This is a genomic window from Streptomyces sp. NPDC002324, assembly GCF_053593335.1.
This window is the reverse complement of sequence record NZ_JBSFCF010000036.1, coordinates 59,001-74,893: the sequence shown is the minus strand read 5'-3', so window position 1 is coordinate 74,893 and position 15,893 is coordinate 59,001. Positions and strand designations below refer to the sequence as shown.

Sequence of the window (15,893 nt, the reverse complement as noted above, 5' to 3'; positions counted from 1 at the left end):
CGCCTGCTGTGGGCAGGTGGAAGGGGCAACGGGGAGCTGCCGGTCCTCAAGGGGCGCGGGGAACCGCGCGACCGGCCACACACCACCCGCGGCCGCCCCGCAACGGGCACCCCCGAGCTCTCAGGCGCCCCAGGCCCGGCGGAGCCCCACCCGTAGACTGACCCCGTGAGCGAACGCAGTGACACGCAGCCCGACCCGATCGACCCGTTCGAGGAGATCATCGCCGCGGAGACCGACAGGGATCCCGACCTCGCGGTGATCGAGGCCGGCAGTCGCACCCTGCGTGCCCAGGGCGGCGCGGCGCAGGCCGACGACGTGCCGTCCCGCCCCACCGACCCGGCCGTCGACAAGGCACTGCGCGCGGTCGAGACCGACCTCGCGACCCGCTGGGGCGAGACCAAGCTGGAGCCCTCGGTCACCCGGATCGCCGCGCTGATGGACGTCCTGGGCGAGCCGCAGCGGTCGTACCCCTCCATCCACATCACCGGCACCAACGGCAAGACCTCCACCGCCCGCATGATCGAGGCCCTCCTCGGCGCCTTCGAGCTGCGCACCGGCCGGTACACCTCCCCGCACGTCCAGTCGATCACCGAGCGCATCAGCCTCGACGGCGCCCCGATCTCCGCCGAGCGGTTCATCGAGACGTACGAGGACGTCAAGCCGTACATCGAGATGGTCGACTCCCAGCAGGAGTACCGGCTCTCCTTCTTCGAGGTGCTGACCGGCATGGCGTACGCCGCCTTCGCCGACGCGCCCGTGGACGTGGCCGTCGTCGAGGTCGGGATGGGCGGCACCTGGGACGCCACCAACGTCATCGACGGGGACGTCGCCGTCGTCACCCCCATCGACCTCGACCACACCGACCGGCTCGGGACGACCCCCGCCGAGATCGCCGTGGAGAAGGCCGGGATCGTCAAGCAGGACGCGACCGTGATCCTGGCGCAGCAGCCGGTGGACGCGGCGCAGGTGATGCTGAAGAAGGCCGTGGAGGTCGACGCGACGGTGGCCCGCGAGGGCCTGGAGTTCGGTGTCGTCGGGCGGCAGGTCGCGGTCGGCGGGCAGATGGTGACCCTGCGCGGCCTCGGCGGCGAGTACCCCGAGGTCTATCTCCCGCTGCACGGCCCGTACCAGGCGCACAACGCGGCCGTGGCGCTCGCCGCCGTCGAGGCGTTCTTCGGCGTCGGCTCGCAGCGTCCGGAACCGCTCGACCTGGACACGGTCCGCAAGGCGTTCGCGTCGGTCTCCTCACCGGGACGCCTCGAAGTCGTGCGCCGGTCCCCGACCGTCGTGCTCGACGCCGCCCACAACCCGGCGGGCGCGCGGGCCACGGCCGAGGCGGTCGGCGAGGCGTTCGACTTCAGCCGGCTCATCGGTGTGGTCGGCGCCAGCGGCGAAAAGGACGTACGGGGTCTCCTGGAGGCCTTCGAGCCGATCTTCGCCGAGGTCGTGATCACGCAGAACACCAGCCACCGGGCGATGGACGCCGACGAACTGGCCGGGATCGCGGTCGAGGTGTTCGGGGAGGAGCGGGTGCAGGTCGAACCGCGGCTGCCGGACGCCCTGGAGGCGGCGATCACGCTCGCCGAGGAGGAGGGCGAGTTCGCGGGCGGTGGCGTCCTCGTCACCGGTTCCGTCATCACCGTCGGCGAGGCCCGGCTGCTGCTGGGGAAGGGCTGAGTTCCACGATGCGTACCCTCTGTGCTTCGACCCTGATCGGCGAGTTCTTCGTGATCGGCTTCGCGGGTCTGGTCGCCATGAAGGATCCCGAGCTGGCCATGTCGACGGTCTGGACGGTCAGCGGCGTCGCCATGTTCCTGTGCGTCCTGCTGTGCGGCCTCGTCACCCGGCCCGGTGGAGTCCAGCTCGGCTGGGCCCTGCAGATCGCGCTGATCCTCTCCGGTTTCTTCGTCCCGACCATGTTCTTCATGGGCGCGGTCTTCGCCGCCCTGTGGTGGGCGTCGGTCCATTACGGGCGGAAGGTCGACGAGGCGAAGGCCCGGTTCGCGGCCCAGGCGGCCACCGGGGCCGGCGCCGGAGGCTCCTGAGCCGGGTCGAGCCGGGCCGATGCCCAGGCCCGGCCCTCCTGACGCTGCGTAACACCGGGGCGGAGGCGCCCTGTAGCCTCTGAGCTCCGCACCCGTGTGAATTGAAGGAGTCACCACCGTGAGCCAGCGCACCCTCGTCCTGCTCAAGCCCGACGCCGTCCGGCGTGGCCTGACCGGCGAGATCATCAGCCGTATCGAGCGGAAGGCCGGCTGGCAGATCACCGCGCTGGAGCAGCGGACCCTGGACCAGGACACGCTGGAGCAGCACTACGGCGAGCACAAGGGCAAGCCGTTCTACGAGCCGCTCGTCGCGTTCATGGCCTCCGGACCGGTCGTCGCGCTGATCGTCGAGGGTGAGCGCGTCATCGAAGGGGTGCGGGCGCTGGCCGGCCCGACCGACCCGATCGCCGCGCAGCCCGGTTCCATCCGGGGCGACTACGGCGTGATCGTGCGGGAGAACCTGATCCACGCGTCGGACTCGGAGGAGTCCGCGGAGCGCGAGGTGAAGATCTTCTTCCCCGGGCGCGCGTAGCGACATGCGCGACGGCGGGGGCCGGTGATCCGTCCCGTCCCCGCCGCCCTTACTCTTCTCGCGACACTCGGCCACCACCCGACCGGCCTACACCGGCTGACCAGCCATCCCGCGCGAAATCCGGCCGTACAACGGCATATGCGCGGCGATCGGGGGAACGCGCACCCCCGATGGATCGTCTCCAGAGGCGAGGCGACGCATCGCATGCCCACAATGGCGAAGACCCTCGCGCAGTGTTCGTGCGGGCGAGACTACGATGTAAGCCTTCACGTCACAGCACCCACTTCGCCGACCCGAAAAGCCTGAAAAGCTCTCAAAAGCCGTCAGCGCTCCACTTGGGAAGGCCACACGAATCCTGATGGGGAACTCAATGTCGTTCATCGGCCGTGACATGGCTGTCGACCTCGGGACCGCCAACACGCTGGTGTACGTCAGGGGTCGCGGGATCGTACTGAACGAGCCGTCCGTCGTCGCGATCAACACCAACACCGGTGGAATTCTCGCGGTCGGCGCGGAGGCCAAGAAGATGATCGGGCGGACGCCCGGCAACATCGTTGCCGTACGTCCGCTGAAGGACGGTGTCATCGCCGACTTCGAGATCACCGAGCGGATGCTCCGCTACTTCATCCTGAAGATCCACAAGCGGCGGTATCTCGCCCGTCCCCGGGTCGTCGTCTGCGTGCCGTCCGGCATCACCGGTGTCGAGCGCCGCGCCGTCATCGAGGCGTCCTCCCAGGCGGGCGCCCGTCAGGTGCACATCATCGAGGAGCCCATGGCCGCGGCCATCGGCTCCGGCCTGCCGGTCCACGAGGCCACGGGCAACATGGTGGTGGACATCGGCGGCGGCACCACGGAGGTCGCGGTCATCTCCCTCGGCGGCATCGTCACCGCCCAGTCCATCCGCGTCGCGGGCGACGAGTTGGACAACGCGATCATCCAGCACATCAAGAAGGAGTACTCACTCCTTCTGGGTGAGCGGACGGCCGAACAGATCAAGATCACGATCGGTTCGGCGTACGACCTCGACGCTGACGAGCACACCGAGATCCGCGGCCGGGACCTGGTGTCCGGGCTGCCCAAGACCGTCGTCATCTCCGCGGGGGAAGTGCGGAAGGCGATCGAGGAACCCGTCAACGCCATCGTCGATGCCGTCAAGACGACCCTCGACAAGTGCCCGCCGGAACTCTCCGGCGACATCATGGACCGCGGCATCGTCCTGACCGGTGGCGGCGCCCTGCTCCGCGGTCTCGACGAGCGGCTGCGCCGGGAGACCGGAATGCCGATCCACATCGCCGAGGACCCGCTGGACAGCGTGGCGCTCGGCTCCGGCAAGTGCGTCGAGGAGTTCGAGGCGTTGCAGCAGGTGCTCGACGCCCAGCCCCGCAGATGAAGTAACACTTCGATTCCGCCGTACGGGACGTTCTCTTCTCGTGCGGCGGATCGTTGATATCGAGGCATAAGCTCCCACAAAGCGCCCCTGTCGTTCCCGTCTCGGGATTCCCAGGGGCTACCCGAATTCCCCCATTCCTGTCGAATTCCTATGAGGAAGGCACGGCCGCCGCACGTGAGGGACACACGAGAGAGCCGGCTGCTCCTGGTGCTGCTGATCGCCGTCGCGTTCGCGCTGATCACGGTCGACATCCGCGGCGGGGAGGACTCACCGGTCGACGGTGCCCGACGTGGAGCCGCCACCGTCTTCGGCCCGATCGAGGACGGTGTGTCGACCGCCGTCGACCCCATCGGCAACGCCATAAGCGCCGTCCGTGACTCCGGCTCCCGCCACGACCGCCTCGCCGCGCTGGAGAAGGAGAACGCCGAACTGAAGGCGTCCCTCGGCAGCGACGACCGCAACCGCAGCCGGAGCAAGCAGCTCGACAAGATCCTCAGGACCGCGGCGAACGGCCGGTACGGCATCAAGGGCGCCGAGGTCATCGCCATAGGAGCGGCCCAGGGCTTCTCCTGGACCGTCACCATCGACATCGGCAGCGACGACGGCATCACCCGTGACATGACCGTCCTCAACGGCGACGGGCTCGTCGGCCGCGTCACCACCGTCGGACCGAACACCGCCACCGTGCTCCTCGCCAACGACCCCGACTTCACCGTCGGCACCCGTATGGAGTCCACCGACGAACTCGGTTTCGCCTCCGGTCAGGGCGACCGCCCGCTGCGCGTCGAACTGCTCAACGGCAAGGCCAAGGTGAAGGCGGGCGACCGCCTCGTCACCTTCGGCTCCCAGGCCGACAAGCCGTTCGTGCCGGGCGTCCCGGTCGGCCTCGTCTCCCGCGTCGACCCCTCCGGCGGTGACCTCACCCGCACGATCTACGTCAAGCCGTTCGTCTCCTTCACCCGGCTCGACATCGTCGGCGTCGTCGTCCAGCCGCCCCGCAAGGACCCGCGCGACACCGTCTTGCCGAACAGGCCGAAGACCACGCCCACCCCGACCGTGACGGTGACGGTCACCCCGGGCGCGGACGAACTCGCCGAAGGCGCCGACGGACAGCCGCAAGAGCAGTAGACGTAGGACAGTAGGAGCTGACCCCCTGATGCGCTTCAACCGGATGCTGCTCTCCACCACCCTGGTGATCGTCGCCCTGGTGATCCAGGTGAGCGTCCTCGCCAGACTCCATCTCCCGGGCGCCGTACCGGACCTGGTGCTCCTCACCGTGCTCGGCCTCGCCCTGGTCTACGGCCACGTCGGCGGCGCCCTCATCGGCTTCGGCGCCGGGCTGCTGTCCGACCTCGCGCCACCCGCCGACCACGCGGCCGGGCGGTACGCCCTCGTCCTGTGCGTCATCGGCTACCTCGCCGGCCTGGCGAAGCCCGAGACGGGCCGGCTGAAGTCGGCGACCGGGCCCATGGCCGTGGTCGTCGTCGCCGCGCTCGGCGCGACCCTGCTGTACGCCGGAGTCGGCGCCCTCGTCGGCGACGACGCGGCCCGCCATGTCGGCCTGTCCAGCCTGCTGTTCACCGCCGCGCTCTACGACCTGCTGCTCGCGCCCTTCGTCGTCCCCGGCGTCATGGCGCTCGCCCGCCGCGCCGACAACAACCCGCTCGCCGAGACGGGTGGCGCCGCCAAGACCTCCGACGTCGCGTCCGGCTGGCTCTCCTCCGGTACCGGACTGCGTATCGGCAGCCAGCGCGGAGGACTGCGGATGAAGGCCGCACGCTCACGGGCGGCCAGGGCGGGACGCATCAAGGGGGTCAAGCGGCTGTGAGGGCGGGGCTATGGGAATCGGGAACCGATCACGGCCGAGCGGTGTACCCCATGTACCGGCAATCCGCGCACGGCCCGCACACGTACTGAGAGGGGGAGACAGGCAGTGACCAACATCCCGGAGACCGGGCGGACCCCACGGGTCCAGATCCGGCTCGTCATCATCCAGATCCTCGTCTTCTCGCTCCTCGGCACCCTCGGCGGCCGCCTCTGGTACCTCCAGATCCGTGAAGGCGACGCCTACGCCAAGGAGGCCTCCGGCAACCACGTCCAGCAGGTCGTCCAGCCCGCCGTGCGCGGCTCGATCCTGGACGCCCGCGGAGTGCCCATCGCCGACAACGAGACCCGGCTGGTCGTCTCCGCCTCCCGCACCGACCTGCTGAAGATGGACGACGACGGCAAGGCCGTCCTCACCAAGCTCGCCGGTGTCCTGGACATGAAGCCCCAGGACGTCATGGACAAGGTCCGCCTCTGCGACTCCGAGACCCCCCAGCCCTGCTGGAACGGCTCGCCCTACCAGCCCATCCCCATCACCGACGAGGCCACCGCCAAGCAGGCCCTGCAGATCCGCGAGCGCTCCGAGGACTTCCCCGGCATCACCGCCGAGCCCCAGGCCGTCCGCCGGTACGCCAGCCCCGGCGGCTCCAAGACCTCGCAGGTCCTCGGCTACCTCTCGCCGGTCACCGACGAGGAGATCACCAAGGCCCAGGACACCGACTCGCCGTATCTGCGCTCCGACCAGGTCGGCCGCTCCGGCCTGGAGCGCCAGTACGACAAAGAGCTGCGCGGCAAGGCCGGCGTCACCCGCTACGAGGTCGACAACCTCGGCCGCGTCATCGGTGAGGCCGAGGCCGACCCCGCCCAGCCCGGTGCCAACCTGGTCACCAGCGTCGACGCCCGCGTGCAGCGCATCGCCGAGTACGAACTCAACGAGGCGATGAAGGAGGCCCGCAAGCAGAACGACCGCAACACGGGCACGAACTACAAGGCCGACTCCGGCGCCGTCGTCGTGATGGAGGCCAAGACCGGCCGCGTCGTCGCCATGGCCTCCAACCCGGACTACGACCCGAACGCCTGGGTCGGCGGCATCTCCGCCAAGGACTACGCCAGACTCACCGGCAAGAAGTCCAACTACCCGCTGCTGAACCGCGCGATCCAGGGCCAGTCGGCCCCCGGCTCCATCTTCAAGGTGGTCCCGACCGCCGCCGCGGTGAACGCCGGCTACTCCTTCAACGGCCCCTACGAATGCTCCAGTTCGTACTCGATCGGCGGCCAGGTCTTCAAGAACTTCGAGTCCCAGAGCCACGGCGGAATCAGCCTCGGCAAGGCCCTGGAGGTGTCCTGCGACACCGTCTTCTACCGCCTCGCCCACGAGGAGTGGAAGCGCGACGGAGGCATCAAGCCCAAGAAGGGCGCCAACAACTGGTTCTACAAGACCGCCCACCAGTTCGGCCTCGGCGCCGAGACCGGCATCGACCTGCCCAACGAGGTCACCGGCCGCATCCCGGACCGCAAGTGGAAGCTGGACTATTGGAAGGCCAACAAGGACGCCTGGTGCAAGTACGGCAAGAAGGGCGGCACGTACGCCGAGCAGATCGCGTACGAGAACTGCCTCGAAGGCAACCGCATGCGCGCCGGTGACTCCGTCAACTACTCCATCGGCCAGGGCGACACCCTCGTCACCCCGATCCAGATGGCCACCATCTACGCGGCCATCGCCAACGGCGGCACCCTCTACGACCCCACCGTGGGCAAGGCCGTCATCAGCGCCGACGGCAAGCGCGTGCAGGAGATCGCCCCCAAGTCGCACGGCAAGCTGCCGATGACGAAGAAGACCCACGACGAGATAGACGAAGCCCTCGAAGGGGTCGCGACCCGCGGTACGGCCGCCTGGCGCTTCCAGGGCTGGCCGCAGGACAAGATCCCCATGCACGCCAAGACCGGTACGGCCGAGGTCTACGGCAAGCAGACGACGTCCTGGTTCGCCACCTACACCAAGGACTACTCGATCGTCATGACGATCTCCCAGGGTGGTACGGGCTCCGGCGCCTCGGCCCCCGCCGTGCGCAAGCTGTACAACGCGCTGTACGGCGTCTCCGAGGACGGCAAGATCGACAAGAGGAAGGCGCTGCTGCCCACCCCGCAGAAGGGCCTGCCGAAGATCGAGCCCGACGGCTCGATCGACAGCCCGAAGCTCGGCACCTACCCGCCGAAGAAGACCGAGAAGGACGCCGCGGAGGACGGCACCCAGACCGTCGCCGCCGGCCCGCTCGCCCAGCCGGTGTCCTTCGACGGCCCGCCGGCGATCGTCGGCACGCGCGGCGGCGGCAACCGCGCCGCACGCCGGCGCACGGACCGCGGCCGACGGCGGAAGGGCAGCGGCACAGATCCCCGCGACAGCGGCACAGACCGCCGCCGGAGCGGCACGGGGCGGAGGACGTCCGTATGACCGGCAACAGTTTCTCCGTCTCCGGGTACGGGCCCGAACGCTCCGGCTGGACCCGGCTGTTCGCCCGTGACTCGCTCGCCCGCCGACTCGACTGGCCGATACTGTTCTCGGCCATCGCGCTCTCCCTGATCGGCGCCGCCCTCGTCTACTCGGCGACCCGTAACCGCACGGAACTCAACCAGGGCGACCCGTACTACTTCCTCTTCCGGCACCTGCTCAACACCGGCATCGGCTTCGCCCTGATGATCGGCACGGTCTGGCTCGGACACCGCACCCTGCGCACGGCCGTACCGATCCTGTACGGCATCTCGGTCCTGCTGATCCTGCTGGTGCTGACCCCGCTGGGCGCGACGATCAACGGCGCCCACGCGTGGATCGTCATCGGCGGCGGCTTCTCGCTCCAGCCCTCCGAGTTCGTGAAGATCACGATCATCCTGGGCATGGCGATGCTGCTGGCGGCCCGGGTGGACGCGGGCGACAAGGCCCACCCCGACCACCGCACGGTCGTGCAGGCCCTCGGCCTCGCCGCCGTGCCGATACTGATCGTCCTGCTCATGCCCGACCTCGGCTCGGTCATGGTCATGGTGGTCATCGTGCTGGGGGTCCTGCTCACCTCCGGCGCGTCCAACCGGTGGGTCCTCGGCCTCATCGGCACGGGCGCGATGGGCGCGATCGCCGTCTGGCAGCTCGGCGTGCTCGACGAGTACCAGATCAACCGCTTCGCCGCCTTCGCCAACCCTGAACTCGACCCGGCAGGCGTCGGCTACAACACCAACCAGGCCCGCATCGCCATCGGCTCCGGCGGACTCCTCGGCACCGGGCTGTTCAAGGGCTCGCAGACCACCGGACAGTTCGTGCCCGAGCAGCAGACCGACTTCGTCTTCACGGTGGCGGGGGAGGAGCTGGGGTTCGTGGGCGCCGGACTGATCATCCTGCTGCTCGGTGTCGTCCTGTGGCGCGCCTGCCGCATCGCCCGCGAGACCACCGAGCTGTACGGCACGATCGTCGCGGGCGGCATCATCGCCTGGTTCGCCTTCCAGGCCTTCGAGAACATCGGAATGACCCTCGGCATCATGCCGGTGGCGGGACTGCCCCTGCCCTTCGTTTCGTACGGCGGATCGTCGATGTTCGCTGTGTGGGTGGCGGTGGGACTGCTGCAGTCCATCCGGGTGGAGCGGCCGATGTCCGCCTAGGGCTGCGCCGCCCCGGGGCAGGCTTCCGCTCTCCTGTCGGAGCATGGTGGTCTGCCCCTTTGCCTGAAGTGGGACTAGATTCATTTCATGGCGGACACCAAGCGTGAGATCGAGCGGAAGTACGAGTCCGACGAGAGCGGCCTGCCCGATCTCACCGGCGTGGCCGGGGTCGCGACCGTCATGGACAAGGGTGTGGCGGAGCTGGACGCCGTCTACTACGACACCCCCGACGCACGCCTGGCCGCCGCCTCCATCACCCTGCGCCGCCGCACGGGAGGCGGCGACGCCGGCTGGCATCTGAAGCTCCCCGTCTCGGCGGGTGTACGGGACGAGATCCGGGCCCCGCTGTCCGACACGCTGCCGCACGAACTCAAGGGACTCGTGCGCTCCCGGGTCAGGGGAGCCGAACTGGTCCCGCTGGTCCGTCTCCTCTCCACCCGCGACGTCAGTGAACTCCTCGACGCGAACGGCACCCTCCTCGCCGAGGTCAGCGTCGACGCCGTGGTCGCCGAGCGGCTCACCGAGGACGGCCGGACCGCCCAGTGGTCCGAGATCGAGGTGGAACTCGCCGACGACGGTGACCCCGCCTTCCTCGACAAGGTCGACAAGAAGCTGCGCAAGGCGGGCGTACGGCCGTCGGAATCGCCGTCGAAACTGGCCAGGGCCCTGCAGGAGACGGCACCGAAGAAGGGCGGAAAGAAGGACCGGAAGAAGGACCGGAAGAAGGCTGGGACGGCGGCTCCGGGCGAGCCCGTCACCCCCGGGGATCATGTTCTCGCCTACGTTCGCGCCCAGCGTGACGCGATCGTCGAGCTCGATCCCGCCGTCCGCCGGGACGTCTTCGACTCCGTCCACAGCATGCGGGTCGCCACGCGCCGACTGCGCAGCACCTTTAAGTCGTTCGGGAAGGTGCTGGACCGGGCCGTCACGGACCCGATCGGCGAGGAACTGAAGTGGCTCGCGGGGGAGCTGGGTGTCGACCGCGACCAGGAGGTTCTGACGGAACGGCTCACCGAGGCGCTGGACAGCCTCCCCGAGAGCCTGGTGACGGGCCCGGTCCACGCACGGCTGCGCGCCTGGTCGCGAAAGGACGGCGGTACCGGCCCCCGGCGCGAACTGATCGAGGTACTGGACGGAGAGCGGTATCTGGCCCTGCTGACCTCCCTCGACGCCGTGATCGCGGACCCGCCGCTGCTCGCGGCCGCCGAGGGCGACCCCGAGAAGGTGATCACCAAGGCGGTCAGGAAGGACTTCGCCAAGGTGGCGGCCCTGGTGGAGGAGGCCCTGGCGCAGCCGTCCGGCACAGACCGCGACCTCGCCATGCACGAGGCCCGCAAGAAGACCAAGCGCACCCGGTACGCGGCCGAAGCGGCACACCCCCTGCTGGGCAGGCCGGCCAAGGCACTCGTCAAGGACATGAAGTCCCTGCAGACCCTCCTCGGCGACCACCAGGACAGCGTGATGGCCCGCGAGGCCCTGCGCGACCTCGCCCACCAGGCCCACGCGGCACCGGGAGAGAGCGCCTTCACGTACGGACTGCTGTACGGCAGGGAGGAACGGCGGGCGGAGCTGGCGGAGGAAGCGCTGCCGGAGACGTGGGCGAAGGTCAGCGCGGACATGCCCTTCTGAGGTCGGACGGTCCGGCCGTCCGCCGGTCACTGGTGAGCGGACGTGCGAGGGGTGTCTCCCGGGGCGTTACGCTAGATGGTCACCCCCCGTCCGCTCACGAAGGTAACCCCCGCGATGTCTGTCGAGTCGGTCTTCCCACAGCTCGAGGCCCTGCTGCCGCATGTGCAGAAGCCGATCCAGTACGTGGGCGGTGAGCTCAACTCCACCGTCAAGCCCTGGGAGTCCAGCGACGTCCGCTGGGCGCTCATGTACCCGGACGCGTACGAGGTCGGTCTGCCCAACCAGGGCGTCATGATCCTCTACGAGGTACTGAACGAGCGCGAGGGCGTCCTCGCCGAGCGCACGTACAGCGTCTGGCCGGACCTGGAAGCGCTGATGCGGGAGCACGGCGTCCCGCAGTTCACCGTCGACAGCCACCGCCCGGTGAAGGCCTTCGACGTGTTCGGTCTGTCCTTCTCCACGGAGCTGGGCTACACCAACATGCTGACCGCGCTGGATCTGGCCGGGATCCCCCTGGAGTCCAGGGACCGCACGCTCGACGACCCGATCGTGCTGGCCGGCGGCCACGCGGCCTTCAACCCCGAGCCGATCGCCGACTTCATCGACGCGGCGATCATCGGCGACGGCGAGCAGGCCGTGCTCGACATGACCGAGATCATCCGCGCCTGGAAGGCGGAGGGCCGGCCCGGCGGCCGCGAGGAGGTCCTCTTCCGCCTCGCGAAGACGGGATCGGTGTACATCCCGGCGTTCTACGACGTGGAGTACCTCCCCGACGGCCGCATCGGCCGCGTCGTACCGAACAAGTCCGGTGTCCCGTGGCGGGTGTCCAAGCACACCGTCATGGACCTGGACGAGTGGCCCTACCCCAAGCAGCCCCTGGTCCCGCTCGCCGAGACGGTCCACGAGCGGATGTCGGTGGAGATCTTCCGCGGCTGCACGCGTGGCTGCCGCTTCTGCCAGGCGGGCATGATCACCCGCCCGGTCCGTGAGCGTTCCATCACGGGCATCGGCGAGATGGTCGAGAAGGGCCTCAAGGCGACGGGCTTCGAGGAGGTCGGCCTCCTCTCCCTCTCCTCCGCCGACCACAGCGAGATCGGCGACATCGCCAAGGGCCTCGCGGACCGGTACGAGGAGGACAAGATCGGTCTGTCCCTCCCCTCGACCCGCGTGGACGCCTTCAACGTCGACCTGGCGAACGAACTGACGCGCAACGGCCGTCGCTCCGGCCTCACCTTCGCGCCCGAGGGCGGCTCCGAGCGCATGCGCAAGGTCATCAACAAGATGGTCTCGGAGGAGGACCTGATCCGGACCGTCTCCACCGCGTACGGCAACGGCTGGCGCCAGGTGAAGCTGTACTTCATGTGCGGGCTGCCGACGGAGACGGACGAGGACGTCCTCCAGATCGCCGACATGGCGATGAAGGTGATCGCCGAGGGCCGCAAGGTCTCCGGCCAGAACGACATCCGCTGCACCGTGTCGATCGGCGGATTCGTCCCGAAGCCCCACACGCCGTTCCAGTGGGCTCCGCAGCTCTCCGCGGAGGAGACGGACGCCCGTCTCGAAAAGCTCCGCGACAAGATCCGCGGCGACAAGAAGTACGGCCGCTCCATCGGCTTCCGCTACCACGACGGCAAGCCTGGCATCGTCGAGGGCCTGCTGTCCCGCGGCGACCGCCGCATCGGCGCCGTCATCCGCGCCGTCTACGAGGACGGTGGCCGCTTCGACGGCTGGCGCGAGCACTTCTCCTACGACCGCTGGATGGCCTGCGCCGACAAGACCCTCCCGGCCTTCGGCGTCGACGTCGACTGGTACACCACCCGCGAGCGCACCTACGAGGAGGTCCTCCCCTGGGACCACCTGGACTCCGGCCTTGACAAGGACTGGCTCTGGGAGGACTGGCAGGACTCCCTCGACGAGACCGAGGTCGAGGACTGCCGCTGGACTCCGTGCTTCGACTGTGGGGTGTGTCCGCAGTTCGACACATGGCCACAACTGAGCGAGAGCGGCAAGAAGCTGCTGCCGCTGACGGTGAAGAAGGACGCTGCGACCAGCGGACACGGGCACGGGCACTGAGGTGAGTGAGGCGCTGCGGCGGATCGCGGATGCGCTGGCGGACGTGACGGAGGAGGAGGCTGCTGTCGTACTTCGCGGGCTGGGCGCTCCCGGTGGGCGGCAGCAAGCCTCACGGGATGTCCCCAGGACGCCGTTGCCGCCTCTTGGAGGCTCTGCGCGGGTCCGGTCCGAGGTGGAGTGGGTCTGAGGCGGTGCCGGTGAATGAGGGCTTCGGAGGCGCCCGTGGCGGGCGGTCCTGACTTCGACGGTGATGGTGCGGCTGCGGAGCATCGGCCCGCACGGGATGCACCTGCGGACCGCCGGCCGGTGCGTCGCGCCATGAGTGTGGATGTGCGGGGCGCCCACATCGGCTTGGTGGCGACCGCCATTGCGGTGGTGGTCGTCGCCACCCTTGGAAGCCTCGGACGGGCATGCGCGGTCGTGGGCTGTTTCGGTGCCTGGTACTCCGTGGCGTTGTTGGCTGTGCATCTGAGCGATTGGCGTGGTCGGAACGCCGTGCGGCGCGCGTACGTGGCGACGTTTGGCTGGGGGGACTACATCTCGCCTTGAGTGCAGGGTCCGCGCCCTTGTCCTGGTGTATTCGCCGTTGCCGCCTCCTGGAGACTGCCTGCAGCTTTACTCCGGGGTGGAGTGGATCTGATGGCTTCAGAGTGTCGGTGCCCGGTGGTAACTGTTGGCGCATGGATGACGCGATCTCGGGTGTGATGGCCCTGCTGCGTGAAGCCTTTCCGGCGGAGTGCCGTCGCCGTCCTCTGGGCTGGGAAGCGCTCGGGGCCTGGGAGAGCAGGCACGGCGTGGTGTTGCCTGAGCCGTATCGCACCTTTGTGGCCGAGGTCGCGAACGGGACGAACGAAGGTCCGCCTGATGGGGGTGGTTTGTTGCCCCTGGGGCAGAAGCCGATCAGCTGGGTGTCCTGGGAGGCGGACTGCTGGATGAGCCCGGAGCCGTTCGACGGTACTGCCGAACGCGTGCCCGGCCGGCCCTTCCCCCTGGAGGAGGAATGGCAGTGGGAGTACGACTACTACGATCACGTGCTCCACTCGTCCCTGCTGCACCGGACGTACCAGGACGGTTCAGTGCTGCTGGGGGCCGATGGAGTAGGTGAGTACTGGACGTTGGTGGTGGCCGGGCCGCAGCGTGGGCGCGTGTGGTGGCTCTGTGACGGCTGCGCTACGCCTTACACCGGTTCTCTCACTGGGCAGCCGGAACACGGCTTCGCGAACTGGGTGAAGGACTGGCACGCTGCAAGCGGTTGGTGGCGTCCCGAGTAGAACGACCATCTGTCGTCCTGCTCTTGAAGGCTTCAGCCTGCAACGGTGGCTGCGCTCGGAGTGGTATCCCGGGGTGTGCCCGCAGATGGACACCTCCATCCAGATCGGCCCGACGGGGAAGAAGTTGCTGCCGCTGTCGGTCAAGCAGCCGGTGGGGAGTGGGCAGCACAGCCACTGAACCTCACGGTCATGAGCGTGCGACGGTCATGGCGTGAGGGAGCTGGGTCGTGAGGGGTGTCCGGAGGGTCGGGTCGGCCGATCTCCGGGCACCCCTGTTCGTGTGCTGCTTACCGGCCGGTCACGCGGGGTGTGACGGTGGAGCCGCCGTTGATGATGCTGTCCGAGGGCTGGAGTTCGACCCTGTACCAGGGGCGCGGGTTGCCCTGGGCGTCGTCGCAGTTCAGGGTGGCGTGCGGCGCCGTGTCGACCGGCACGCAGGTGGTCTCCCAGATCTGGCCCACGGTGGTGACGAGGTTGAACTTCACGAGGCCCTTGTCGGCGTTCGTGTGGTCGCCCTTGTTCTGACCCTTGTCCTCGCCGTGGTCCTGCCCGCCGCCGGCGCCGTGGTCCTTGCCCGTGTTCGTGCCGTGTTCCTGGCCGGTGCCCTGGGAGTGGTCCTTGCCGGTGTCCGTGCCGGTGCCCTGGGTGTGACCCTGACCCTGGCTCGTGTTCGCGGCGTAGCCCTGGCCCTGGCCCTGCCACTGGCTCTGGCCCTGGCCCTGTGCCTGGCCCTGGCCCTGCCCTTGGCTCTGGTGCTGGCCCTGTGCCTGGTCCTGGCTCTGGTGCTGGCCCGTGTTCTGGGCGTGGTCCTGGCCCTGCCCCGTGCTCTGGCTGTGCCCGGTGCTCTGGCTGTGCCCCGTGCTCTGGCCGTGGTCCTGCCCGGTACCGGTGCCGTGGTCCTTGCCCGTCTCCTTCTTCCCGTGGCCGGTGTAGGAGTGGGTGTTGACGGAGACGCCGCAGGCGTAGCCGACCGGGCGGCCCTGTGAATCACTGCCGCCCGAGGGGAAGTTGGGGTGGGTGGTGAGGTCGGTCCACAGGAAGGGGTGGGCGGTCGCGCCCGTCAGGTCGCGGATGCCCGCGAAGACCCGTCCCTCGGCCAGTACGACCCGGAATTCGAGCTTCTTCGAGTCCTGCACCGCGTCGATGTCGGAGCAGGAGCCGGCGGGTCCCGTGGCGCCGGTCGAGCCGGTGGCGCCGGTCGCGCCCGTGGCTCCGGTGACACCGTTCACTCCCGCGGGCCCGGTGGGTCCGGTCGGGCCCGCGATGCCGTCCGCGCCTGTCGGTCCGGTCGGGCCCGCGATGCCGTCCGCGCCCGTAGGTCCGGTCGGACCCGCGATGCCGGTTGCGCCGGTGGGCCCGGTCGGGCCCGCGATGCCGTCCGCGCCTGTCGGTCCGGTCGGACCCGCGATGCCGGTTGCGCCGGTGGGGCCGGTCGGGCCCGCGATGCCGTCCGCGCCTGTCGGTCCGGTCGGACCCGCGATGCC

General features: G+C 69.3%; 12 protein-coding genes. 11 read left to right on the top strand and 1 reads right to left on the bottom strand.

What is annotated here, in order from left to right; genetic code table 11:
* Nucleotides 1–165: 165 nt before the first annotated feature.
* From folC to ACWCRJ_RS34565, 11 genes are all read left to right on the top strand, one after another.
* On the top strand, nucleotides 166–1,677 hold the full coding sequence (gene folC, locus ACWCRJ_RS34615) for a bifunctional tetrahydrofolate synthase/dihydrofolate synthase (RefSeq protein WP_450942987.1): 1,512 nt from the start codon (nucleotides 166–168) through the stop codon (nucleotides 1,675–1,677).
* A gap of 8 nt (nucleotides 1,678–1,685) precedes the next feature.
* Nucleotides 1,686–2,045 (top strand): DUF4233 domain-containing protein, encoded by a 360-nt coding sequence (locus ACWCRJ_RS34610; protein ID WP_450942986.1) that lies wholly within the window; start codon nucleotides 1,686–1,688, stop codon nucleotides 2,043–2,045.
* 118 nt (nucleotides 2,046–2,163) lie between these two features.
* Nucleotides 2,164–2,577, top strand: coding sequence for a nucleoside-diphosphate kinase (gene ndk, locus ACWCRJ_RS34605; RefSeq protein ID WP_005479351.1), 414 nt, complete (start codon nucleotides 2,164–2,166; stop codon nucleotides 2,575–2,577).
* A gap of 370 nt (nucleotides 2,578–2,947) precedes the next feature.
* The gene (locus tag ACWCRJ_RS34600) at nucleotides 2,948–3,967 is read left to right on the top strand and encodes a rod shape-determining protein (RefSeq protein WP_005479350.1); all 1,020 of its coding nucleotides are present in this window, start codon (nucleotides 2,948–2,950) and stop codon (nucleotides 3,965–3,967) included.
* Between the two features lie 174 nt (nucleotides 3,968–4,141).
* Complete coding sequence (mreC, locus tag ACWCRJ_RS34595) at nucleotides 4,142–5,095, top strand: rod shape-determining protein MreC (RefSeq protein WP_450942985.1); 954 nt, start codon at nucleotides 4,142–4,144, stop codon at nucleotides 5,093–5,095.
* Nucleotides 5,096–5,123: 28 nt separating this feature from the next.
* Complete coding sequence (gene mreD / locus ACWCRJ_RS34590) at nucleotides 5,124–5,795, top strand: rod shape-determining protein MreD (RefSeq protein ID WP_046916656.1); 672 nt, start codon at nucleotides 5,124–5,126, stop codon at nucleotides 5,793–5,795.
* Nucleotides 5,796–5,900: 105 nt separating this feature from the next.
* Complete coding sequence (mrdA, locus tag ACWCRJ_RS34585) at nucleotides 5,901–8,243, top strand: penicillin-binding protein 2 (protein WP_450942984.1); 2,343 nt, start codon at nucleotides 5,901–5,903, stop codon at nucleotides 8,241–8,243.
* The gene (gene rodA / locus ACWCRJ_RS34580; RefSeq protein ID WP_037703073.1) at nucleotides 8,240–9,436 is read left to right on the top strand and encodes a rod shape-determining protein RodA; all 1,197 of its coding nucleotides are present in this window, start codon (nucleotides 8,240–8,242) and stop codon (nucleotides 9,434–9,436) included. The genes mrdA and rodA overlap by 4 nt, the downstream gene beginning before the upstream one ends.
* Nucleotides 9,437–9,523: 87 nt before the next feature.
* The gene (locus ACWCRJ_RS34575) at nucleotides 9,524–11,065 is read left to right on the top strand and encodes a CYTH and CHAD domain-containing protein (RefSeq protein WP_450942983.1); all 1,542 of its coding nucleotides are present in this window, start codon (nucleotides 9,524–9,526) and stop codon (nucleotides 11,063–11,065) included.
* A gap of 114 nt (nucleotides 11,066–11,179) precedes the next feature.
* Nucleotides 11,180–13,138: a TIGR03960 family B12-binding radical SAM protein gene (locus ACWCRJ_RS34570; RefSeq protein ID WP_450942982.1), complete on the top strand. Its 1,959-nt coding sequence runs from the start codon at nucleotides 11,180–11,182 to the stop codon at nucleotides 13,136–13,138.
* Between the two features lie 680 nt (nucleotides 13,139–13,818).
* Nucleotides 13,819–14,409 (top strand): SMI1/KNR4 family protein, encoded by a 591-nt coding sequence (locus tag ACWCRJ_RS34565; protein WP_450942981.1) that lies wholly within the window; start codon nucleotides 13,819–13,821, stop codon nucleotides 14,407–14,409.
* Between the two features lie 287 nt (nucleotides 14,410–14,696).
* On the opposite strand, the gene ACWCRJ_RS34560 is transcribed toward ACWCRJ_RS34565, so the two are convergent.
* Nucleotides 14,697–15,893, bottom strand: a 1,197-nt coding sequence (locus ACWCRJ_RS34560; RefSeq protein ID WP_450942980.1) for a collagen-like protein, incomplete at its 5' end; no start/stop codon positions are given.